The sequence below is a fragment of the Lacticaseibacillus suilingensis genome, assembly GCF_016861845.1.
Lineage (GTDB): Bacteria > Bacillota > Bacilli > Lactobacillales > Lactobacillaceae > Lacticaseibacillus > Lacticaseibacillus suilingensis.
Map to the genome: position 1 here is coordinate 11,882 of NZ_BOLV01000005.1, position 23,170 is coordinate 35,051.

General features: G+C 54.5%; 19 protein-coding genes and 1 riboswitch. Of the genes, 14 read left to right on the forward strand and 5 right to left on the reverse strand.

What is annotated here, in order from left to right:
* Nucleotides 1-13 precede the first annotated feature (13 nt).
* Together JUF11_RS04040 and JUF11_RS04045 are read right to left on the reverse strand one after the other, a co-directional pair.
* Nucleotides 14-3,214: a BspA family leucine-rich repeat surface protein gene (locus tag JUF11_RS04040; RefSeq protein WP_204118454.1), complete on the reverse strand. Its 3,201-nt coding sequence runs from the start codon at nt 3,212-3,214 to the stop codon at nt 14-16.
* Nucleotides 3,201-3,833 (reverse strand): SpaA isopeptide-forming pilin-related protein, encoded by a 633-nt coding sequence (locus tag JUF11_RS04045; RefSeq protein WP_204118455.1) that lies wholly within the window; start codon nt 3,831-3,833, stop codon nt 3,201-3,203. The genes JUF11_RS04040 and JUF11_RS04045 overlap by 14 nt, the downstream gene beginning before the upstream one ends.
* Before the next feature lie 490 nt (nt 3,834-4,323).
* On the opposite strand from JUF11_RS04045, the gene pyk reads away from it, so the two are divergent.
* Nucleotides 4,324-5,754 (forward strand): pyruvate kinase, encoded by a 1,431-nt coding sequence (gene pyk, locus JUF11_RS04050; protein ID WP_204118456.1) that lies wholly within the window; start codon nt 4,324-4,326, stop codon nt 5,752-5,754.
* A gap of 45 nt (nt 5,755-5,799) precedes the next feature.
* On the opposite strand, the gene JUF11_RS04055 is transcribed toward pyk, so the two are convergent.
* Nucleotides 5,800-6,303: an NUDIX hydrolase gene (locus JUF11_RS04055; protein ID WP_204118457.1), complete on the reverse strand. Its 504-nt coding sequence runs from the start codon at nt 6,301-6,303 to the stop codon at nt 5,800-5,802.
* Between the two features lie 209 nt (nt 6,304-6,512).
* Here JUF11_RS04055 and JUF11_RS04060 point away from each other — a divergent pair, with 209 nt between their 5' ends.
* Nucleotides 6,513-7,823 carry an NCS2 family permease gene (locus JUF11_RS04060; protein WP_204118458.1) on the forward strand — a complete coding sequence of 437 codons (1,311 nt, stop codon included), beginning with the start codon at nt 6,513-6,515 and terminating at the stop codon, nt 7,821-7,823.
* Between the two features lie 213 nt (nt 7,824-8,036).
* Here the strand turns inward: JUF11_RS04060 and JUF11_RS04065 are convergent, their stop codons facing one another.
* Together JUF11_RS04065 and JUF11_RS04070 are read right to left on the reverse strand one after the other, a co-directional pair.
* On the reverse strand, nt 8,037-8,780 hold the full coding sequence (locus tag JUF11_RS04065; protein ID WP_204118459.1) for an amino acid ABC transporter ATP-binding protein: 744 nt from the start codon (nt 8,778-8,780) through the stop codon (nt 8,037-8,039).
* Between the two features lie 11 nt (nt 8,781-8,791).
* Nucleotides 8,792-10,375 (reverse strand): ABC transporter permease subunit, encoded by a 1,584-nt coding sequence (locus JUF11_RS04070; RefSeq protein WP_204118460.1) that lies wholly within the window; start codon nt 10,373-10,375, stop codon nt 8,792-8,794.
* Nucleotides 10,376-10,531: 156 nt separating this feature from the next.
* Nucleotides 10,532-10,707, reverse strand: a riboswitch (Lysine riboswitch).
* Between the two features lie 900 nt (nt 10,708-11,607).
* On the opposite strand from JUF11_RS04070, the gene JUF11_RS04075 reads away from it, so the two are divergent.
* The 12 genes from JUF11_RS04075 (at nt 11,608) to JUF11_RS04130 (ending at nt 23,133) form a co-directional block, all read left to right on the forward strand.
* Nucleotides 11,608-12,585, forward strand: a complete 978-nt coding sequence (locus tag JUF11_RS04075) for a mannose/fructose/sorbose PTS transporter subunit IIA (RefSeq protein WP_204118461.1) — start codon at nt 11,608-11,610, stop codon at nt 12,583-12,585.
* 34 nt (nt 12,586-12,619) lie between these two features.
* Complete coding sequence (locus JUF11_RS04080; protein ID WP_125579351.1) at nt 12,620-13,432, forward strand: PTS mannose/fructose/sorbose transporter subunit IIC; 813 nt, start codon at nt 12,620-12,622, stop codon at nt 13,430-13,432.
* A 17-nt stretch (nt 13,433-13,449) separates the two neighbouring features.
* Nucleotides 13,450-14,361 carry a PTS system mannose/fructose/sorbose family transporter subunit IID gene (locus JUF11_RS04085; RefSeq protein WP_125579350.1) on the forward strand — a complete coding sequence of 304 codons (912 nt, stop codon included), beginning with the start codon at nt 13,450-13,452 and terminating at the stop codon, nt 14,359-14,361.
* Between the two features lie 96 nt (nt 14,362-14,457).
* Nucleotides 14,458-14,853: a DUF956 family protein gene (locus tag JUF11_RS04090; protein WP_204118462.1), complete on the forward strand. Its 396-nt coding sequence runs from the start codon at nt 14,458-14,460 to the stop codon at nt 14,851-14,853.
* Nucleotides 14,854-15,174: 321 nt separating this feature from the next.
* On the forward strand, nt 15,175-15,864 hold the full coding sequence (locus tag JUF11_RS04095; protein ID WP_125579348.1) for a response regulator transcription factor: 690 nt from the start codon (nt 15,175-15,177) through the stop codon (nt 15,862-15,864).
* Complete coding sequence (locus tag JUF11_RS04100; RefSeq protein WP_204118463.1) at nt 15,857-17,245, forward strand: sensor histidine kinase; 1,389 nt, start codon at nt 15,857-15,859, stop codon at nt 17,243-17,245. Before JUF11_RS04095 ends, JUF11_RS04100 begins: the two co-directional genes overlap by 8 nt.
* Before the next feature lie 89 nt (nt 17,246-17,334).
* Nucleotides 17,335-17,472, forward strand: coding sequence for a teichoic acid D-Ala incorporation-associated protein DltX (locus tag JUF11_RS04105; RefSeq protein WP_204118464.1), 138 nt, complete (start codon nt 17,335-17,337; stop codon nt 17,470-17,472).
* Nucleotides 17,473-17,481: 9 nt separating this feature from the next.
* Entirely contained in the window at nt 17,482-18,984 is a 1,503-nt protein-coding gene (gene dltA / locus JUF11_RS04110) for a D-alanine--poly(phosphoribitol) ligase subunit DltA (RefSeq protein WP_204118465.1), read from the forward strand.
* The gene (dltB, locus tag JUF11_RS04115; protein WP_204118466.1) at nt 18,981-20,183 is read left to right on the forward strand and encodes a D-alanyl-lipoteichoic acid biosynthesis protein DltB; all 1,203 of its coding nucleotides are present in this window, start codon (nt 18,981-18,983) and stop codon (nt 20,181-20,183) included. Before dltA ends, dltB begins: the two co-directional genes overlap by 4 nt.
* A 304-nt stretch (nt 20,184-20,487) precedes the next feature.
* Entirely contained in the window at nt 20,488-20,721 is a 234-nt protein-coding gene (gene dltC, locus JUF11_RS04120) for a D-alanine--poly(phosphoribitol) ligase subunit DltC (RefSeq protein ID WP_204118467.1), read from the forward strand.
* On the forward strand, nt 20,718-21,968 hold the full coding sequence (dltD, locus tag JUF11_RS04125) for a D-alanyl-lipoteichoic acid biosynthesis protein DltD (protein ID WP_204118468.1): 1,251 nt from the start codon (nt 20,718-20,720) through the stop codon (nt 21,966-21,968). The genes dltC and dltD overlap by 4 nt, the downstream gene beginning before the upstream one ends.
* Nucleotides 21,969-21,972: 4 nt before the next feature.
* Nucleotides 21,973-23,133, forward strand: a complete 1,161-nt coding sequence (locus JUF11_RS04130; RefSeq protein ID WP_204118469.1) for a serine hydrolase domain-containing protein — start codon at nt 21,973-21,975, stop codon at nt 23,131-23,133.
* The last annotated feature ends 37 nt before the right edge of the window (nt 23,134-23,170 follow it).

A 23,170-nucleotide genomic window follows, 5' to 3' on the forward strand; every position in this document is an offset into this window, starting at 1 on the left:
GCTAGAATCCTCCTTAGGACCGTTTGTTAGTTTTATGCGTCAACAGCAACATGCCCGCCAAGCCGGCGAACAGTGCCAGGGTACCGACTGTCAAAATAATGAGGCGATCGTCCCGACCGGCGTTAGGAAATTGATCGGGACCACCGACTTGCCGGACCCTGAGCGTGAGGGGCTGGGTCCAGACGTCATCAGTCATAGTGAACTGAGTGCCCACCGTTGGCCCGGTGTCCTCGACTGGGATGAAGCCCGGCCAGTCGGCAAGGATGGCATCAGGATCAAGCGGCTGACCGAGATCAGCGGCGGATAGCGGGTCGCTGGTGACCGTGCCAAGCGTTTGGCCGGTTTTGTCATCAATTAGCGTGACGGTATAGGTGGCAGTCGTCAGGGTGTACGTCCCATTGCTGGCGGCAGTGCCGGTGTATTCATTGGCCGGTAGCGCCACGCCATCGCTGGTCCGCAGCCAGAGCTTGGCGGTGGCTTGCGGCAGGGGCACACTGATGCCACTGGCGGCAGAGAACGCCTTGCTGAAGGTGACGGTTTGCAATGCCGAATCGTCGGCAAAAAGGTTAGTCAGGCTCTGGGTGGCCGGGTCAAAACTGGCGGTGCTCCAGGCGGTGGTTGAATCGGCGGCGCCTAAACTGATGCTGGTGAGGCTGGTCATGTTGGCAAACGCGCCATCGAAGGCCGTCAGTTTGTCCGTTTGCCAGTCATCCACGGCCAGGTTGGTCAGGGCGCTGGCCCCATTGAACGCGTCGGTCATGTCGGTGACATTGCTGGTGTCCCAGTTCGCCACATCGAGCGCGGTGAGCGCTGAATCGCCGTGAAACATGCCTGAGAGATCGGTGACGCTGCTACCCACTAGGCCGTCGCTCGGTTGCGTCAAGGTACTAAGCGTGCTAGCGCCGGCGAACATGTCCTTCATTGACGTGACGTTTGATGGATCGAACATGGACAGGTCGGCCGCCGTCAGTGCGGCGTCGTTGTTGAACATGCCGCTCATGTCGGTGGTGCCAGCGGTATCCAGGTTACTGAAGTTGACGCTGGCCAGTTTTGGCATGTCCGCGAAGAGGTAAGCGGCATTGGCGCCGAGCGCGGTTGGCTGCACGACATCAATTTTTTGCACCACGTCAGCGACAATCTGGCCGTCGTAGGTTTGAATATCCGCCCATGGGTTCGTGGCCGCACCATCGACATTACTCAGGGTGCCGCCGAGGATGGTCAAGGTGTTGTCTTCGCTCAGGTACCAGCGGGCAGCGTTGTCGCCGCTACCGATGATTCCTTTGGCTTTGACCGGTAGCACGGTGAAGGATTGGTTGTCAGTGGTGTCGCTGGTTAACGTCGTTGTCACGGCAGCGGGGATGGTGTCGGTGTACTCACCGCTGCTGGTGGCGTAGAGAAATTTGAATGAGTCGAGGTTCGCCGTTGCCCAAGGATCAATTGGCTGATAGATGATGCTGTTACCCAGCGCCCCCCAAATGGTATCGGTTTGGACCGTGGTGCCGGTGCTGGTCTGATAGGTCATATCGGCTGAAGCCGCGGTGCCGCGAATGTAAGTGCCGGGAATCATCGTGTCTTTGTAAATGAGCGATTCCTTTTGACCAGTGGGATTTGGCACTAGCAACCAAGGCACCTGAGGTTTGGTGGGGTCAGTTTTGCTTGGGTCAGGGAGCAAAACGCCATCGGGGCCAGCCTGAGCGGTTTTGAAATTGGTCCCGAATTTGATCTGGTTAAGTTGGGTGCCTTGGAAGATGTCGGTAAAATTAGTGACCTTGCGCGTGTCCCAACCGCTCAGATCGAGGTTGGTCGTCACTTCATTACTTTGCGTCACCAAGTTAATGCCGTAGAACATCGCGTTCATGTTGGTGACCTTACTGGTATCCCAATTCGTCACGCCTTCTAGGCCGGATTGTAACTTCCACAGCATGCGGAACATGTTAGCCATGCTCGTCGTATTGCTGGTGTCAAGTTTTTCCAGCCCTGTGATGCTCGTCAAATCGGTCAAAGTGGCGAATAAGCCGCCCGAATTGACGGCCGCTTTAATCGGTTGGTCAATGGATAACGAGGTCAACTTCAACCCGGAAATGAGGCTACTGAAGGGGCTGGAGAACTGAGTATCGCTCCCTTCAGGAAGTTGTCCGCTGCCGAGATGCAATGTTGCGTCCGTGTTCGAGGTCTGAATGGCGAACCAAGGCACGTTGCTGGCGGCAACCGTGCCAGTCGCGTAGACCTTAGTCATAGGAATGGTGATATTTTGATCGGTGACCGGGATATCAGCTTGCGTATACGCCGAGCTCCAGTCATCCGCACTAGTAGGCGTAAAAATATAGTTCTGCAGAGCGGCCGTGTTCCACGGCGTCTTTGGTGTATAGGTGGTGGCATCAGGGTTGATGCCTTCACTCATAATGGGCTGGCCATTGGCGTCGACGTAGGTGGCGGTCACCGTGGAGCGCTTGTAGATTTGGGCGGCAGTGCCTTGCCCAGTCGTATGAATGTAGGCCGTTTTGGCGGCGCCGCTAGCGTCAAACCAAGTGCCGGCAGTTGGTAGCGTGATGCCGGTGGCAGCGTCGGTGTAGGTTTGACCGCCGAAAGTGATTTGGGTCAAAGCCGCATCGCCGGTCAACGCGTCGGCCCAGAGGCTGGCGGAAGGACTGGGACTCGTCTTCATGCCAGTTAAGTCCAGGGTTTTCAGATTCGTCATCTGCGCAAAAATGTTGCTCAGCGTCGTGGCACTGGATAAGTCCCCACTGAAAGTTAGGTCGGTTAAGGCTCGATCTTGATAGAATAGGCCGCCAGCATCGGTGACGCCAGCGAAGTCCACTTTATCCAATCCAGTGATACTGGTGAGGTTTGGCAAGTCGCCGAACAAGCCGCGGGAAATGGGATTCAACGTCACGTTGCCGGTGATGTTAATCTGAGTAATCTGCGAGGCATAGCTCTGCCAGGGGTTCGCCGGGCTGGTGGCACTGGCACTTGAACGGCTGGCTAGCTCGCCGGCAGTGATGGTCAGCGTGCCGCTGTCGTCAAGCGCCCAAGTACTCGTGCCATCGCTGCCTTGTTGAACAATCGTCGCGGCCACAACTGGGGCGGCCGGAATAATACCGATCAGAGAAACTGGTCCGCTAGCAATTAAAGTGCTCGCCAGCAAGGCCGTCATCCAGCGTTTGCCCTTTTTATACATCTTTTTACGCGTTGGTCGAGGATCAGTTTGGCGCATTCAATCTCACCTTCTTTCTTAGCCACCAGGCCAACAGCGCCGTCAGGGCCAACAAAGCGGCTGCCAGTGATGCGGTCAGGGACCCGGGGAACGCCGGGAGCTGGCCGCTTGTTTGCATAATCGTTGATTCGGCCGCCGCGTGATTCTGCTGAAGCTCAGCACTGCTACTGAGATCGGCCAGGCCGGACTTAGGGGCATAGGTAAAAGTAGGCGCATCAGCTGTCAGGGCAAACACGACTGGCGCGGCCGGAGTCGTGATTTGAGCGCTGGCCAGTTCAGCCAGCAGGTAAATGCCAAAGCGCAGGTCGGTTTCGGCGTAAGTGGCTTTGCCGTTTTGGTCAGTGGTTAAAACCACGCTCAGTTGCTGGGCTTCTGGCTCGCGGTAGGTGGCTGGTTGGGCTGGATCAATGGCGACCCCTGGCGTTGCGGCGACAATCCGGGTCAGGCGATACTGGGCACCGGCCAGCGGCGCGGTTTGCTGGGTGGTGCCAGTGGTTGGCACACTGACCCGTTTGTTAATGGTGACACTGGCGGTGGCTGCTGAGACCGGGTAAGCCGGAATCAGTAGCGTTAAGCAGCCGGCCATCAAGATTGCGAGACTGAACAGTATTTTCTTCATGCTACCTCCTCCTTTGCTCGAACCAATCCAGTTGGGTCGGGTTCATATAACTTCCTAACTTAATGATATCATCATTCTTACCCGAGAATATTTCACAAACTAATAATTTCGTTTAGAAAAAGTAGAACCAGTCCCCTTCATTCGCCACTCTATAAATAGCAGAACAAGGTGGGTTATTCAAGCACTACGACTCAGTTATTAGCATATAAGTGAATTGTTTATGGTAAAATTTGATAGCGATTATAACGTTAGTTAACGTTATCAACTAATCGTGTAAAACGAGCCGGCTGACTGGTGTTGAGAACCGGCTTTCGGCCCAGCCTGCTACTGAATGATTCGGCGCGCATCTTTGGGACGAGCGCTTTGTTGCAACGCCTAGCAATGGGGCAAGAAAGCGTTTGTATATTGGGCTGAAATTTTTTACAATGGAAGGTGTGAGACTTATCACGCCAGTCAGCGGCCTGGGTGCCGCATTATATGGAGGAAAAACATGCGCAAGACTAAGATCGTGTCGACTTTAGGGCCGGCATCGAATGATTTGGAAAAGATCACCGCATTGATTCACGCCGGGGCGAACATCTTCCGGTTCAACTTCTCTCATGGGGATCATGAGGAACAACTGGGCCGGATGAACCTGGTGAAGCAGGCGATGAAGGATACCGGGGTTAAAGTGGGCTTGATGCTTGATACCAAAGGCGCCGAAATCCGCACCACGGAAATCGACAACGATGGCAAGATTGACTTTGACACCGGCGATAAGTTCCTTTTGACCATGAACACCGGCAAAAACACGACCAAAGACGCTGTGGATATTACATACGGCGGCTTGTACGACGACGTGAACGTGGGTCATCATGTGCTGTTTGACGATGGGCTCTTGGACACCAAGATCATCGAAAAAGACGAGAAGCGTCATGCTTTGGTGCTGGAAGTCCAAAATCCAGCCACCTTGGGTGCGAAAAAAGGCGTGAACTCCCCAGGCGTTTCCCTGAAGCTGAAGGGCATTACCGAACGCGATAAAGACGACATTCGGTTTGGCGTTAAGCAAGGCATCAACTTCATCGCGGCGTCCTTTGTCCGCAAGCCAAGCGACGTCAAGGAAATTCGCGACGTGCTGGCTGAAGTCGGCGGCGAAGATGTGCTCGTGATTCCAAAGATTGAATCGCAAGAAGGCATCGACAACACCGACGCCATTTTGGCTGAAGCGGATGGCATCATGGTCGCGCGTGGCGACATGGGGATCGAAATTCCTTATGAAGAAGTGCCAGCCGTTGAACAGATGCTGATTCGCAAGTGCAACTTGGTCGGCAAGCCGGTCATCACCGCGACCCAAATGCTGGATTCCATGCAGGAAAACCCACGCCCAACCCGCGCTGAAGTCACTGACGTCACCTTCGCTGTGCTGCAAGGCACCGATGCCACCATGCTGTCTGGCGAATCTGCCAACGGGGACTACCCAGTTGAATCCGTACACACCATGGCAGTGATCGACGAACGCGCCGACAAGATGCTGCCAGAACACTCTCCAGTCCTTGAAGAACTGAAGACATCTGGCTCCATCACCACCACCACGGCCATTGCGGCAGTGACGGCGGCAGAACGCGTAAGTGCCAAGGCCATCATCGCCTTGACCGCCAGTGGCTACACCGCGCGGCAGATTTCCCGTCTGAAGCCAACCGCCCCAATCATTGCGCTGACTTACACGGAACGCACCGCGTCCAGCTTGCTGCTGTCATGGGGTGTGACCCCAATGGTGCTGCCTAAGGGTGATGCTTATGAATCACTGATTGCCGAAGCGGAAAAGCGCCTGATTCACGAAGGCGTGGTTGAAGCAGGCGACGTGATTGTGATCGTCCTTGGCTTGCCATTGTACGAAGCCGGCTCCACTAACAACGTGCTGATTTCTCGCGTTGAAGGCTAATTAAGTCAAAAAAAATCGGCTGCTGCCGCTCGTTTTGAGCTGGCGTCAGCCGATTTTTGTTTGGGCTTGGGCGATGATGTCGCCCCAGTCAGTGCTTTGGCCTGACATGAGCGCAGCCGCTGTTTCAAGCGTAACGATTTTGGCTGCGCTGACTTCACTGGCTTGCAGCCGGAGTTGTTCAAGCGTCAACTGGGGGAGGTTGATGGCAAAAATCGCTTCAAACCAACTCTCGTGCCAAACCGTCGTCAGTGGTGTGGTGAAGCTATGTTCGAGGCCGAGTTCTTCAGCCAGTTCCCGACTGGCGGCTTGCGCGGCAGTTTCCCCGCGCAAGGCCGAACCGCCGGCAGCTACGTCCCACGTGTCGGGGTGATTCAGTTTTTGGTGACCTCGCCTTTGGAGCAACAACTGGTCGGGGCCGACGAAGACCAAAATGGCGACGGTCAGATGATAAGTCGCTGGTGGCATCACATCACCGCGGCGCTGGACCCCAATCATCTGGCCCTGGCGGTTATAAGCGTCCCATAATTCGTCGAGTTTGTCTGTGGTCATGGTGCACCTCCTAGGTAGAAACCAGTTTACAGCAAATGAGGCACGGCGGTGGCGAAAATTGAAACGTCGGCAAGCGCCACTAGCCGCGTTTTGGTGTCGTTTTCATTAAAAACACGAACGATAATTGTATCAATTATCTCTATTTACATTTAACCCCGAATATTATACGATTGTTAGGTGCTAAATCAGGAAAATAGAGGGTATTCAATGTGAAACAGAAATTATTGTCGTATTTTGAAATCGACCAGTTAGGCACCACGGTCCGCCGGGAATTGTTGGCTGGCTTTACCACCTTCATCTCAATGGCCTACATCTTGTTCGTCAATCCTTCCGTGCTGGGGGCAGCCGGGATGGATAAAGGTGCCGTTTTCACCGCTACCGCCTTGGCCTCGGCGCTGGGCTGTTTGCTGATGGGGATTTTGGCGAAGTACCCGATTGCCACCGCGCCGGCTTTGGGCATTAATGCCTTCTTCGCTTACTCCGTGGTGATCGGCATGAAGATTCCATGGCAGACGGCGCTGGCCGGTGTGTTCGTGGCGTCGCTGATTTTCATTCTGATCACGATTTTCAAATTGCGGGAAATGATTATTGACGCCATTCCGGCCGACTTGAAGTATGCCATCTCCGGTGGGATTGGCTTGTTCATTGCCTTCTTGGGCTTGAGTAATGGTGGGCTGATTACTGCCAACAAGTCCACCTTGGTGGGGTTGGGCTCGCTTTCCACGGCGACCACTTGGCTGACGATTTTCGGCTTGGTCGTGACCGCCATCCTGATGGTCAAAAAAGTGCCAGGGGCGATTTTCATCGGCATGGTGCTGACCACGATTCTAGGCTTGGCCACCAAGCTAATTCAGCTGCCCAGCGCTTTGATTGCACCGGCACCGAGCCTCAAGCCGACCTTTGGCGTGGCGATTGCCCATGTTGGCGACATCAATACCTTGCAACTCGCGGTGGTCGTGCTGACCTTCCTCTTGGTCACGTTCTTTGATACGGCTGGGACGTTGGTTGGCCTGGCCAACCAAGCGGGCTTTATGAAGAACAATAAAATGCCGCGGGTCGGCAAAGCCTTAGCCTCTGACTCCACAGCCATGCTGGCAGGCTCGATTTTAGGGACCTCGCCAGTGGGGGCCTATGTTGAATCCAGTGCCGGCATCGCTGTCGGCGGCCGCAGTGGGTTAACCGCCGTCACCACCGGGATTTTGTTCATTGTTGGCCTGGTCTTCTCACCACTCCTCGCGGTGGTCACGGACCAAGTCACCGCGCCCGCTTTGATCATTGTCGGCGTGCTGATGGCCCAATCCCTGCGCCAGATCAACTGGTCGCAATTGGAAATCGCGATTCCCAGCTTCTTAATTCTGATCGGCATGCCGCTGACTTACAGTATTTCGGATGGTATCGCCCTGGGCTTCATCATGTATCCCATCACCATGCTCGCCGCCAAACGCGGCAAAGAAGTCTCGCCGATTATGTACGGCCTATTCTTCGTCTTTGTCGGGTTTATGTGGATCTTGAATGTATAAACAGGCTGCGGAGGCGGGCGGTTTTAGCCCGACGAGTAGCCTAGGGCAAGGCCTTGACGCCGCTTTTTGGCGGTGAGACCTTGCCCGTAGCTAATCGCTCGGGCATTGCCGACCGGAGCGCAACTGCGATAACCCCTTCGTTACTTCAGCCCCATTTCAAATCAGACTAAAAAAAGCGCCGCCGAGATACGATCTCGACGGCGCTTCGTTTGGCTAAACGCGGTTCAAATACCGCTTCAGGAATTCCTGAGTTTCTGGTTTTTGTGGGTGGCCGAACAGTTCATCCGGCGTGCCGCTTTCAGCAATCACGCCTTGGTTCATGAACACGACCTTGTCCGATACGTCACGGGCGAAGGCCATTTCGTGGGTGACGATGATCATGGTCAAGCCAGTATGCGCCAAGGCCGTCATGGCATTGAGCACGTCATCCACCATTTCTGGGTCCAAGGCGGAAGTTGGCTCGTCAAACAGCAGGACTTCTGGGTCCATGGCTTCGGCGCGGGCGATGGCCACACGCTGCTCCTGGCCGCCGGAGAGCTGGCTGGGCTTGGCGTTGATATAGGGATCCATGCCGACCTGGGCAAGCAGCTCCAAGGCGTGCTTTTTGGCGCTGTCAGCGTCCCGCTTCAACACAGTTTGCTGGCCGACCATCACGTTTTGCAGCACGGTGAGGTTGTTAAACAGATTGAAGCTTTGGAACACCATGCCGACATGCGCGCGGTACAGCGGCAAATCGAATTTGTCAGCCAAAATGCTTTCCCCGTGGAACAAAATGTCGCCAGAGGTCGGGGTTTCCAGCAGGTTGATGTTCCGCAGCAAGGTGGATTTCCCAGAGCCGGAACGGCCAATAATCGAAATCACCTGGCCCTTTTCCACGGCAAAGTTGATATCGCTGAGGACTTCATGCGTCCCAAACGTTTTCTTCAAATTACGGACTTCAATAATGGGTTCTGTCATGAGGAGCCTCCTTACTTAATCGTTGGGGTGACGACTTGCATCTGGTTATTTTCCACATTGTAGTTCTTCGGGCCATCGAGGCGCTTTTCAATCAAGCGGAACAGGCGACTGATGGTGAAGGTCATGATCAGGTAAATGGCACTGACGATCAGGTAAGTGTGGAAGAACTGGAAGCTTTGCCCGGAAATGGTTTCCCCGGTGAAGAATAGTTCGGAAACGGAGATGACCGACAGCACCGAGGTGTCCTTGATGTTGACGATGAATTCGTTCGTGACGGCAGGCAAACTGTTGCGAATGGCTTGCGGCAAAATCACCTTGGTCATGGTTTGCCAATGGGTCATGCCCAGCGCGTGCGTCGCTTCGAATTGGCCTTCATCGACAGAAATAATGCCGCCGCGCATGATTTCGGCGATGTAGGCGCCGGTATTAATGGACACAATCACCAGCGCGGCCAAGGTTTTGTCCATGTTGATGTGCATCACTTGTGCGGCGCCGTAATACAGCACAGCGGCCTGAACAATCATTGGGGTACCGCGGAACACTTCAATATAAACCGACAGCAGCCAGTTGCCGACAGCCAGCAGGCCGCGCTGCGCAGCTTTTTTCTGCCGGGGAATGGTGCGAATGACCCCGACCAGCAGGCCAATGATGAACCCGACCAGTGTGCCGACCAAGGCCAACAGCAAGGTCATGCCGGTCCCGCGCAGCAACATCGGGCCATATTGCTTCAAAATGGCCAGTAGCCAGTTGCCTTGCTTGTCAGTGGTGGGCTGGTTCGCCACGGCCTCGTCCATCAAGTGATTGCGCTCGGCGGTGGAAATTTTGGCTAGGGTTTCGTTGATGGTGGCTTTGTCAGGATCGCCTTTGCGCAGCCCAATCGCCAAATCCACGTCGGCGGGGTCAGTCTTGAAGCCATTGGCCTTGCTGAATTTGAGATAGGTCAAATTCGGGTTGGCGTCCTGAGCGGTGATGCCTTCTGGGACTTCGGAGACATAGCCGTCGATGGTGCCAGACTCCAGCGCCACCCGCATGGCCGGGAAGTTGTTCATCGCGGTTTCCTTGATGACGCCTTTCATTTGCTTAATCGCTTGATAATGGAAGGTGGACAACTGAGCGGTGATTTTGGCGCCTTTGAAATCGTTGATGCTCTTGGCTTTAGCCCATTTGCTGTCGCGGCGTACGACCACGGTCAGCTTGCTGGCATAGTAGGTGCTGGAAAAATCGATGGTCTTACGCCGTTCCGCAGTCGGGGACATGCCGGCGATAATGGCGTCAATTTTGCCAGAGGTCAAAGCCGGGGCCAGGCCATCCCAGTCAGTTTTGACCACGACTACCTTTTTGCCCAAGGCTTTGGCAACTTTTTTCGCCATTTGCACGTCGTAACCGTTGGCGTAATCTTGCGAACCCTGAATCTTCACGGCACCGTTAGCGCTGGTACTTTGCGTCCAGTTGAACGGCGCGTAACCGGCTTCCATGCCGACTTTGAACGTGCCGTTGTCGGCGGCATGCGTGGTTTGGGCTGGCCAAGCGAGCCCCAACGCCGCAATCACAGTCGCCCCCACGGCTAGCAGGCGACGGTTAAAACCCTTCATCATGTGAAAAACTCCCTTCAAATTGGCCTTGCTGCCAAGACCAGACATCGGGAAATAGAGTGCTCGCTCAGCTGACTGAGCGGTCGGTACCGTTTCGGCCCAACAAAAAAGGTCGACCCGTAGCAAACAAAGGTCGACCGATGATTTCAGTGGTTAAACCAGAATCATAGCGCTCCGAAGCAAGATGCTTCGACAGTCCAGGAGCTATTCGCCCTCTGGCCCAACTGACCAGCGCCCTTGATGAGCTGGTCAATTTCGGCGGATTCGCTTACGGCTGATTCAACGTGGTCAGGCACTCCTCAGCGTTCGTCTTCTCCGCGACCTCTATTTCGTAGTGGTAAATTCAATTGTCGAGCTCTACTGTACTGACTAGCGCCACGGTTGTCAAGGGGCGAATGGTTGCCGCAGTGCGGGTGGTGCGGCGCCGGGGCGCGGCAATCCAGCTGCGGGGGACGGCTGGACCACCGCGCCCCTCTGCCTTACCACCCACCCTGCTAAATAACAGTAGCGGCTAAAAGGAAAGCGTGTGAACGGTGGGGATGACTGATTTGACTGGTTTTGAGAAACGCAATCGGTTTAGGTCAGTTTGCGGTCGGAAGACCAAGCGTAGCCTCGTCCGTCAGACAGTAACCTACGTCCAGAGATGGCTTAGCGTCGCGGCTTTGATTAACTTGGCGATCAAGGCAACGATCAGGTGCGCGCGGTTCACGCGTTGGGTAGTGGTATAGATGAAAAGTATAGACTAAATTTACAATTTTTATGCGTTCTAATTTAGATGATAAGCAATTTTTCGCCATTAGTGCACAATGTAAAAACTGTTGAAAGCGCTTTTAAACAAAGCTAACCAATTGCTCAAAATTGGCCTGCCAAAGGTTCAATTTTCAGAGCTAATATTAAGATAAGTATGGTGTTAAGACAAGAACCTAAGCTGAGAAAAGCTGGTTAATTGCTCGACAAATCACGATATAACGCGAACAAGCCGCTTTGAATCAGGAGTGAGCCATTCCGGTGAAAAATAAAAAAATTCTTGAAAAACTTTTACCCAATTGAATACCGATATTCAGGAACTTTCATGAAAACGCTCCGCTTTTTCAGGGGTTGTTTGTTGCAATTACCCGAAGTTTTGGGCATACTAACCTCTGGATGAGTTTATGCGCTGAACTGTCGAACCGGTTTCAGACAAATGAGAGCGCATACTGTGTCCCGAATAAAATAAATACAGGAGGCGACAAACAATGGTCGGAATCATCCTTGCCAGCCACGGTAATTTTGCCAGTGGCATTATGCAATCAGGTTCGATGATCTTCGGTGAGCAGGAAAATGTGCAAGCAGTCACGTTCCAGCCCAACGAAGGCCCAGACGATCTGAAGGCGCATCTTCAGGAGGCCGTTGCCAAGCTCGACTCAGATGAACAAGTCTTGTTCCTTATTGATTTGTGGGGCGGTTCACCCTTCAACCAAGCCAATGGGTTGTTTGAAGACCACAAAGATAAGTGGGCAATTGTGACTGGGTTGAACCTGCCAATGCTGATTGAAGCTTACGGTTCCCGTTTGTCCATGGATTCAGCACAAGAAATCGCTGCCCACATCATTGAAGCGGGCCGCGATGGGGTCAAAATTAAGCCCGAGGACCTTGAACCGAAGACGGAAGCAGTAGCTCCTGCTGCCGCTGCGCCAGCAGCGAAAGGCGGGCGGCCAGGCAGCTTGACTTATGTTCTGGCCCGCATCGACTCGCGGCTTTTGCATGGTCAGGTGGCCACCGCTTGGAGTAAGTCGGTTAACCCGACGCGGATTATCGTGGTTTCAGACAGTGTCGCGCATGACAAGCTGCGTAAGCAATTGATCACCGATGCGGCGCCAGCTGGGATCAAGGCGCATGTTATTCCTATCGATCAGATGATCAAAATCGCCAAAGACGATCAGCATTTCGGCGGCGAACGGGCATTGCTATTATTTGAGACGCCAGAAGACGCCCTGAAGGCCATCGAAGGCGGTGTACCGCTGAAGACCCTGAACGTCGGCTCAATGGCGCACTCGGTGGGTAAAGTCCAACCGAACAAGGTCTTGGCCTTTGACCAAACCGATATTGATACCTTCAAAACCTTGAAGGAAAAGGGTGTGTCCTTTGATGTCCGGAAGGTCCCAGGTGATCAGCCAGACAACATGGATGCCATCCTCAAAAAGGCGCAAGATGCACTGAACGCACAGAAATAATCGACATTCCTAACATTAAAGGGAGGATACACTAATGAGTTTGAACTTTATTCAAATCATCTTGGTCCTCATCGTTGCATTCTTAGCTGGGGTCGAAGGGATTCTTGACGAATTCGAATTCCACCAACCAGTTATTGCATGTACGTTGATTGGCCTGGTGACCGGCCAGCTCGTCCCTTGCCTGATTCTAGGTGGGACGCTGCAGATGATTGCTTTGGGTTGGGCGAACGTTGGGGCCGCGGTGGCGCCTGATGCCGCACTGGCTTCTGTTGCTTCTGCTATTATTTTGGTTCTGGGTGGCCAGGGCCGCGCCGGGGTTAACTCCGCGATTGCGCTGGCGGTACCGCTGGCCGTTGCTGGCTTGCTGCTGACCACCTTGGTGCGGACGCTTGCCACGGCGATTGTGCACTTGATGGATAAAGCCGCCGAAGAAGGCAGCTTCAAGATGATTGATTTCTGGTCCTACGTGGCGATTGCCATGCAGGGACTGCGCATCGCAATTCCAGCCGGCCTGATTTTGGCCGTTGGGGCTGGCCCAGTGCGCTCCTTGCTGAACCTGATGCCAAAATGGCTGACTGATGGCCTTGGCATTGGCGGGGGCATGGTCGTGGCGGTTGGGTATGCCATGGTGCTGAACATGATGGCGACCCGCGAAGTGTGGCCGTTCTTTGCCCTTGGCTTCGTAATGGCTACCATTTCCCAGTTGACCCTGATTGCTTTGGGGGCGATTGGCGTGGCGCTGGCATTGATTTACTTGACCTTGTCGAAGATGGGCGGCTCCTCTAACGGTAACAGTGGGTCCGCAAGCACCGGCGATCCTGTCGGCGACATCATCGATAATTATTGACGAAGGAGGGGATAAACATGGCTGAACAGATTAAATTAACTAAGTCAGATCGTTTGAAGGTCTGCTGGCGGTCGACCTTCCTTCAGGGCTCTTGGAACTACGAACGGATGCAAAACGGCGGCTGGACTTACTCACTGATTCCAGCAATCAAGAAGTTGTATCCGGCCAAGAAGGACCGCGTTGCTGCTTTGAAGCGCCACATGGAATTCTTCAACACCCATCCATACCTGGCTTCACCGGTTTTGGGTGTGGTCTTGGCGCTGGAAGAAGAACGCGCGAATGGGGCCCCAATTGACGATGTCGCCATTCAAGGGGTTAAGGTCGGCATGATGGGTCCGCTGGCTGGGGTCGGCGATCCAGTGTTCTGGTTTACCGCGCGGCCAATTCTAGGCGGCTTGGCCGCTTCCTTGGCCTTGTCCGGGAACATCATGGGCCCAATCATTTTCTTCGTGGTTTGGAACCTGATGCGGATTGCCTTCATGTGGTACACCCAGGAATTCGGCTACAAGGCCGGTTCCCGGATTGCCGATGATATGTCCGGTACCTTGCTGCAAGACGTGACCAAGGGCGCTTCGATTCTCGGGATGTTCATCCTGGGCGCCTTGGTTAACCGGTGGGTCAGTGTGAAGTTCACGCCGATTGTGTCCAAGATTTCCCAGCAAAAAGGGGCCTACATCGACTGGAGTTCACTTGATTCCGGTTCGAAAGGGATCAAGGAAGCTTTGACGCAGCAAGCAAACGGTTTGTCCTTGGACAAGATTAAAGTCACGACGCTGCAAAACAACTTGGATCAACTGATTCCAGGTTTGGCGGCACTGCTGCTCACCTTGCTGTGCATGTGGCTGCTGAAGAAGAAGATTTCACCAATCGTCATCATCCTGGGTCTGTTCGTGGTCGGGATTCTCTTCCACGTTGCCGGCTGGATGTAATAGTGTTCCGCAGAACCTCGGAGCAGCCGCTTCGAGGTTTTCTTTTTTGTCATTAATATGCGTATAATCGTTGCAAAAGCCAAGAGAGGATTAACCATGCAAGAAGTCATTCAATCCATCAACACGAAAGTCGATTTGACCGTCGATGCCACGTCCTATCTAGGCATCGCCGATTACGGCAAAATCATGGTCGGCGACAAAGGCTTCGAGTGGTTCTCCAATCGCAACCGGCGCAAGTTCATCCAGATCCCCTGGGGTGAAGTCACCATCGTGGAAGCGACGATTATGTTCAAAGGTAAATACATTCCGCGCTTCACGATTCACACGAAGCATAGCGGGAACTTTGCCTTTGCCAGCAAGGATCCCAAGCGCACCTTGCGTGCCATTCGGGTCTACATTCCCGCTGAACATATCGTGAAGACGCAGACGTTCTTGCAACTCGTCCGGGGCTACATCAGCAACATTCGCGCCAAGCGCGCAGCGAAGAAATAACATTATTGAGAGGGGCTGTGACATTTGTCACAGCCCCTTAGATTCACTGCGAATGTTTCCAGAGTTACGTGCCAAAAGGCCGGAGCCGAGCATGTAGCTACGCCAACCACCGAGTCCAAAATTCGGACTTGGTGGTTGGCTTGATCAGCCTGTAGCGCGAAGCGCGTACAGGCTGACATGCGTTAGAAAGGCTACCTGTCGGCTCCAAAACCGCCTTTTGTCACGGCGCCTTTTGCTTTGATGAGGTGACATTTTTGTTATCTTAGGCCGTGTCTGCCGCGTGCTATCCTTATAAGAGGAGTTTAACTGCAGGAGGCAGCCATGACAGCAACGATTTTACTAGTAGAAGACGAAGCCGGGTTGATTTCATACCTGGATCGAGAATTAAATTTTGAAGGCTACAAGGTCCTGACGGCGCAGGATGGGGAAGCGGCCTTTGCCACTTTTCAGGCGCAAGGGGACCAGATTGATATGATTTTGCTGGATTGGATGATTCCCAAGCTTGACGGTCTGGAAGTGATGCGCCGCATTCGCAAAACCTCAGCCGTGCCCATCATGATGATGACGGCGCGCGATTATGTCGGCGATAAAGTTGCGGGCCTCGATAATGGTGCGGATGATTACATCACCAAACCCTTCGAAATTGAGGAGCTGCTGGCCCGAATTCGGGTGCTGATTCGCCGCAATCACCAGGTGCAAACGAATTTCCATGTGGCGGATCTGACACTGGATACCAAAGCCCGCCAGGTGCGGCGCGGCGGCCAGCTGACCCAATTGACCCAGCGAGAGTTCGACTTGCTCTTGGTGTTCATGCAACACGGCGGCGAGCCACTGACCCGCGACCAATTGCTGGATGCTGTCTGGGGCACCAGCTTTGATGGCCAGGCTAACATTGTTGATGTGTACGTCCGGTACCTGCGGCAAAAGCTCGACCAACCTGGCACGCCCACCCTGCTGAAAACGGTGCGTGGCATTGGCTACATGCTAGCTGAGGGGCCAACTGATGAGTAAGCGGGGCAATAGCAGTGCGGCCCGCATCACCCATGCCTACAATCGCTTGCTGGTGATTTTGATGCTCCTGGTGAGCTTTTCAACCATCACGGTGGTGGGGATTCATTTAATCAAGAATAAGCATGATGACAGCGTGGAGCTGATGAAAACCCTGAAGGCCTCGTTCGACCAGGATGAACCAGACTGGCAGTACTGGCACGAAAATACCCCGGTCAACACGCACCACACCTTTGCCCGCATTCAGGTTAAGCAGGGCAAAAAAACGGTGCAGCGTTATTACACCCGCAACACGCGCCGGTTTTTGGATAATACTTGGTCCACTTGGCCACTGATTTCGAACGTCCAATATCAAGGCAACCAAGGCGTGTATTACCACACCCAGGCGGTGGAACAGGAAGGCCAGCTGGAAGTGGTGTATGATACCTGGCTGAGTCTCAATGGCATGATCGAAATCTTCAAAATGATTCTGCTGATGAGTACCGGCATCACCTTGCTTGGCCTATTGGTCGGTAGCTGGGCGACGCGGGTCTTGGCCCGGCGGCTTAACCAGCCGCTGGTAACCTTGACCAGTGCGGCGAAGGTGATTTCCAATGCCCCGAGTCCCGATGGGCAAGAGGCGCTGCCGGTGCCGCAAGGACCAGAGGAAGTGCGGGAGCTGACGGTGGAGTTCAACCGCTTGCTCCATTCGCTGAAGCAGCAGGTGGTGCGGGACAACCAATTTGTCTCAGATGCCAGTCATGAACTGCGCACGCCGCTGACGGCAATTCGCGGGCATGTGGCCTTGCTGCAGCGCCATGGCAAGGCCCATCCGGAACTGTTTGCCGACTCGCTGGCGGTAATCGATGACGAATCGCAGAAGATGCAGCAGCTGATTGAAAGCCTGCTAGCCCTGTCACGCATGGAAAACGCCCAAATGAGCGTGGCCGCGTATGATTTGGTGGCGCAGGTCAAGCGAGTGGTCAGTCGCTATCAGCAGCAAACGCCGCAGACCCTCAAAGTCATCGTGCCGGATCGGATGATGGTGCAGGCCAATGCCGAGGCGATCGAACATACTTTGCTGGCCTTGTTGTCCAATGCCCGCAAATATGCCCCAGCTAACAGTGTTGTCACGATTCAAATCACTAAGGGCGGCCAGCGCGCGCTGTTAAGTGTGGCGGATTTGGGGCCTGGGATTCCTGATGCGGAGAAGGCGAAGATTTTTGATCGCTTTTATCGGGTGGACGAATCCCGGTCTAAAGCGATTAAGGGCACCGGGTTGGGCCTCGCGATTGCCAAACAGCTGACCACACTCAGCGGCGGTGAGTTAAGCGTGGTCGATAATGTGCCCCAAGGCAGTCGCTTCATGGTGCATCTGCCGTTGGCGGTTTCTGAAAATCTCTAATCTTGGGTTTAGAAAGTACTCCTGAAGGCAAAAGCAATGACCACTACACTAAGGTCATTGCTTTTTTAATGCAGAAAGAAGGATCCCAGATGAAAGCTTTCTTCGCGAAACCGAGCGTGAGATTCGTCGCCAAAACGCTGTTCTACACCGTGATCATTCTGATTTTGGTCTACTTATACAGCTATCGCGGCGTCGCTGGTGGCCACTTTATTTACAACGAATTCTAGGAGGCACTCATGAAAACAATCGTGCAACAAATCGATGATATTGCGCTGGCACATCCCGACTGGCTGGCCCTGACCGTGCTGGGCGATCATTATACCTACGGCGAGTTGAAGGCCGCCTCTGATGGCATTGCGGCAGCGCTGCTGGCTAGCAGCTTACCCGCCGGCCCGGTGCTGGTCTACTGCGACCAAAGCTTTGCCACCATCGCGGCATTTTTAGGCGTCGTCAAAGCCGGACGGGCCTACATTCCGGTGGATACCCATTCGCCGCAAGACCGGCTGCTGATGATTGAAGCTATCGCTGAACCGGCCGTGGTGCTGGCCACGCAGCCCGTGCCAGTGGCGCTGAAGACCCCAGTGAAAACGCCGGGTCAAGTGGCGGAAATGATGACCGTACCGCTGACAACGGCTCTGCCGACGCCAGCGGCTGATGATAATTTCTATATCATCTTCACTTCCGGCACCACCGGCCAGCCCAAGGGTGTGCAGATTTCCCATGGCAACCTCACCAGCTTTGTGGCCTGGATGGCCAGCTTCAACTTGCCGCGCCAGCCGCGGATGTTGGCGCAAGCACCATTTTCCTTTGACCTGTCCGTGATGTCCTTATACCCGACCTTAACCGCAGGGGGTTGCTTGCAGATCTTGCCGCGTGAAGCGACCGAGAATTTGAAGCAGCTGTTTGAAACCTTGCCGCAGCTGCCGGTGGATGTGTGGGTGTCCACGCCGAGTTTCATCGATATCTGCCTGCTGGATCAGACCTTTGATGCCAGTCATTACCCGGCTTTGAAGCAGCTGTTCTTCTGCGGCGAGGAACTGACTCATGCCACCGCGGCCAAATTGCGGCAACGGTTCCCGAAGGCCCAGGTGTTTAACACCTATGGCCCAACTGAAGCCACAGTGGCGGTGACGGCGATTGAAATCACGGATCAAGTGTTGGCCGATCATGATCGGCTACCGATTGGCTATGCCAAACCAGATACCACCATTACCTTGGTGCCAGGCTCAGAGCGTGAAGCCGAAAACCATCAAAGCGGCGAGCTGGAGCTGATTGGGCCGAGCGTGTCCAAGGGCTACCTCAACCGCCCAGAAAAAACCGCTGCGGCCTTTACCTCCGGCGCTGTGCGCGGCTATAAAACCGGCGACCTCGGCTATATCACCGAGGACGGCTTGATTTTTTATCAAGGCCGGACCGATTTTCAAATCAAGCTCAACGGCTACCGCATTGAGCTGGAAGAAGTGGACCACTACCTCAACCAGGCGCCAATGATTCACCAAGCTGTGGCGGTGCCGAAATACAACGCCGAGCATAAGGTGGCACAACTGCTGGCTTATGTGGTGCCGGAAGCGCCAGCCGAATCCGGGTTGGCCTTGACCAAAGCCATTCGCGTGTACTTGCAAGGCGTGATGATGCCTTACATGGTGCCGCAACGCTTCATTTACCGCGATGAGCTGCCGCTAACCCAAAATGGCAAGGTGGCGGTCAAAGCGCTGATTGCTGAGGTCAATGGCCAATGATCAATTTACAACCTTATGCCGACCCCAAATACTTTGTCCTCTTGCTGGTGGCATTGTTGCCACTGATGATTGGCCTGTATTACGGGCACCGGCTGCGCGTTTATGAAACCATCGTCTCGGCGGCATTCATCACGCTGATGTTCACCGGCGCGAAGTGGCAGCAGGGCGTGGCCCTGATCGCTTACGTGGTGTATCAGCTGCTGCTGGTCACCGGCTACGCGCGGTATCGCCAAACCAAAAACACGACCCCGGTGTTTGTTTCCGTGGTGGCCTTGAGCATTTTGCCGTTGGTCATTGTCAAAGTGACGCCGGCGCTTGGTCCCAACCAATCGCTGCTGGGGTTCCTGGGGATTTCCTATCTGACCTTTAAAGCCGTGCAAGTGCTGATGGAACTGCGCGACGGCACCATCAAACAGCTGTCGCTGGGGATGTTCCTGCGCTTTATGCTGTTCATGCCGGTCATCTCCTCTGGCCCCATCGACCGTTACCGGCGCTTCGCCAAGGATTATGAGCAGGTGCCGACCCAAAGCGACTATGTGGGCATGCTGGAACGCGCCGTGTGGTACCTGTTTCTCGGCTTCTTCTACAAGTTCATTCTCGGCTATGTCTTTGGCACCTTATGGCTCCCGCGCCTTGCGCAAGCCGCCTTGGTGCACCGCGGCTGGCTCGGCCTCAGCCCGGCCTTAGGCTTATACATGTACGATTACGCCATGTATCTGTTCTTCGACTTCGCCGGCTACAGCTTGTTCGCCGTCGCGTTGTCTTTAGTGATGGGCATCAACACCCCGATGAACTTTAACCGGCCGTTTCAGGCGCACAACATCAAGGACTTCTGGAACCGCTGGCACATGACGCTGTCATTTTGGTTCCGCGATTTCATCTTCATGCGCGTCACCTTTTTCATCATGAAACATAAACTGATCAAAAACCGCATTCGCATCTCGCAAGTCGCGTACTTGATCAACTTCTTGGTAATGGGCTTTTGGCACGGCGTCACCTGGTATTACATCGTCTACGGCCTCTTCCACGCCGGGGCCATCATCATCAACGACTACTGGCTCCGCTTCAAAAAGAAGCATCGCAAACAACTACCCCACAACCGCTGGACCGAAGCTTTGGCCATCTTCATCACCTTTAACGTCGTCTGCTTCAGCTTCCTCATCTTCTCAGGGTTCTTAGACACCCTGTGGTTTAAATAAACTCATTCGCACAGACTCGAGAAATGTCAAAAGCGTTTGTTAACGAGCGAGTGGAGTGAGGTTGGGTCAAGCGGCGGGGCGGCGGTTCGCAGTGAAACGAATGGCGACCGCAAGACTGCGCCCTTTGCAGGCTTGCCAGAGCCATTCGCGGCAAAGTTGAAGCCAGCAATGAGCGAAGCGAAGCTGGCTTCAACTTTAGGTCCGAGACCGCTTTTCGGCTCGGGCCGGCCGCACAGCGAGGCGCCACCCCAGAGCGACATCCAACCGCGGCCCAAACCCAATCACAATCAAAGGAGAAAACAACATGGATACAAAAGAAACTGTTTTGGCAATTCTGAACGACTTAACCGGCGAGGACTTTTCCGCCAACTTGGACGAAAACCTCTTCGACAGCGGCCTGCTTGACTCAATGGACACCGTGCAACTCCTGCTGGAATTGCAATCCCAGCTCGGCGTGGACGTGCCTGTCTCTGAATTCGACCGCAGCCAGTGGGACACCCCAGCTAAAATCATTGCCAAAGCGAGCGCAACGGTATGAAAAAACGACTCTGGCAAATTTTCGGGCCGGTAGTGCTAGCGGCTTTGATTGTGCTGGGGTTGCTGCTGGCGCCGCTACCAAACCAGAAATTAAGCGTTCAGCGGCTGCACGCCGACGCCGTCTCACTGTCCCCAACCGTTCTCGGCGGCCAGCGCATCAAACACCAAGCCTTGGCCAAAAACTATGTGCCCTTTTACGGTTCTTCAGAGCTGGCGCGGATGGACCCGTTTCATCCTTCGGTTTTAGCGGCTAAGTATCACCGGTCTTATCAACCGCTGCTGCTGGGTGATCCTGGGACCCAGTCACTGGTGCATTTTGTCGATGAGCAAACCATGATGCCGCAGCTCCATGGTAAACGGGCGGTGTTCATTGTCTCGATGCAGTGGTTCACCAAGCAAGGCCAGATTCCGGCGGCCTTTGATCAGTATTACTCCCCGTTGCAGCTTGCCACTTGGCTCCTTAAGGCCGGCCGCGGCGAAGCGGATCGCTATGCCGCGCGCCGCCTGCTCGCCATGGGGGCCCCAGCCAAAAGTATCGTGATGCGCGATGCCTTGTATCGCATTGCTGCTGGTCAGCGCCTGACCAAGCCGCAACGCGTGGGACTGCAAGCCGAACTGCAAGCGTTGAAGAATGAGGACAACCTCTTCAGCACCTTGTCGATTTCACCGCGCTGGCACGAGATTGAACGCGGTATGCGGCAATTGCCAGCCACTGACGATCCCGCTGCCCTCAGCACGTTGGCCACGCAAATCGGTAAGGCACGCACCACTTCAAACAACTTGGGCATCGACAATGACTTTTTCAACAAGCGGCTCAAGGGCAAACGGCTCAAACAGCTGGCTGGCAGTCAGCGCGGCTTCGACTATCGCGTCAGCCCAGAGTACGGCGACTTTCAGCTACTGCTCCAGCAGTTTGCCAAGGCCAATATGAACGTGCAATTCATTATTCCGCCGATCAACCAAAAATGGGCCCGTTACACCGGGCTCTCGATGCCGGAATACGAAGAAGCAGTGGGTAAGCTCAAATATCAGCTCGCCGAACAAGGCTTCGATAAAGTCCTGGATCTGAGTCGCAAAGGGAGCTTGCCGTATTTCATGCAAGACACCATTCATTTGGGCTGGCAAGGCTGGTTGGCCGTTGATCACGTGGTCAAACCGTTTTTGACGACGCCGCAACTGGCCCCGCACTACCAGCTGAATGACTATTTCTACACCAAATCCTGGGCGCAGACGAAGACAGTGGGGTGAGCACATGCGTTACGCACAAAATAACCGCACTCGCGTTCACCGCCGGCTGGCTTTGCTGGGCATTGTGGCCGCGCTGAGTTTGGGCTTAGGCTTTAGCTTGGGCCGCTGGACGGCCCCTAAAACGCCCGCGAAAACGAAGACAGTGGTGGTGAAGGCTAAAGCCAAACCAGCCAAAAAAGCCGGCAGTTCGCTGCCACGTGCGATTAACAATACCATGCAAGAAGCGCTGGAACGCCCGCTGGCGCAACAGCATTTTTCCGGCACGGCTTTGATGGTGAAGCATAACCGCATTGTCGCCGAATACAGTGCGGGCTATGCCAATGCCGCGCGTAAGCGCCTGAACACCGCCGATACCATGTTTCAAATCGATTCGCTGCAAAAAAGTCTCACCGCGGGCCTGGTGATGCAGCAAATGGTGCTCGGTAAGCTGGCACTGACCACCCCGGTCGGCCAATTTTACTCCCGCCTGCAAGGCGAGCCGACCTTGACCGTGGCGCACCTGCTGCACATGAACTCAGGGCTGAGCACGCCGCATACCTTGGTGCCCAAATATCAAAGTGATGCGCAGCTGGTGGCCTATGACGCGGCGCATTTGACCGTGCGGCCGAAAACTCTGGGGCAATATGCCTATATGCCAGTGAATTATGTACTGCTGGCGGGCATTCTCGAACAGATCACCCAGCAAGATTATCAGCAACTGTTCATGGGCCTCTACCGCGACCGGCTTGCGCTGAAACACACCGCGATGGCGTACGACTTGTCTGCTACCCAGCCGGTCGCAACCGGCTACTCGCTGAAAGGCAGTAACCTGTACGCTGAGCCGCAATTCGTTTCGAAGGACACGATGCATGCCGAACTCGGCACTGGCCAGGTGTATATGAGTGCCACGGATCTGTTCCGCGCCGAGCAGGCTTTGGTTTCTGGCAAGCTGCTTGGTGTCACGCCGGCTGCGCTGTATCCGGCTGGGCAACATTACGGCGGCGGCTTCTATCTGAATGAGCCGCAAGCGCTGCATGCCAACGGCTCGGGTTATGGCTTCTTGTCGACGGTGCAAATCAGCCGCGACGGGCAGTCAGGCGTGGTGATTTTAGGTAATGTGCAAGGTCAAAATCGCGCGCGCTTCCTGAACACTGCCACCCAGCTGTGGCAACAATATCTACTTTAGTTTTGCCGGCAACCGGTCGCTTCGTGCGGCCGGTTTT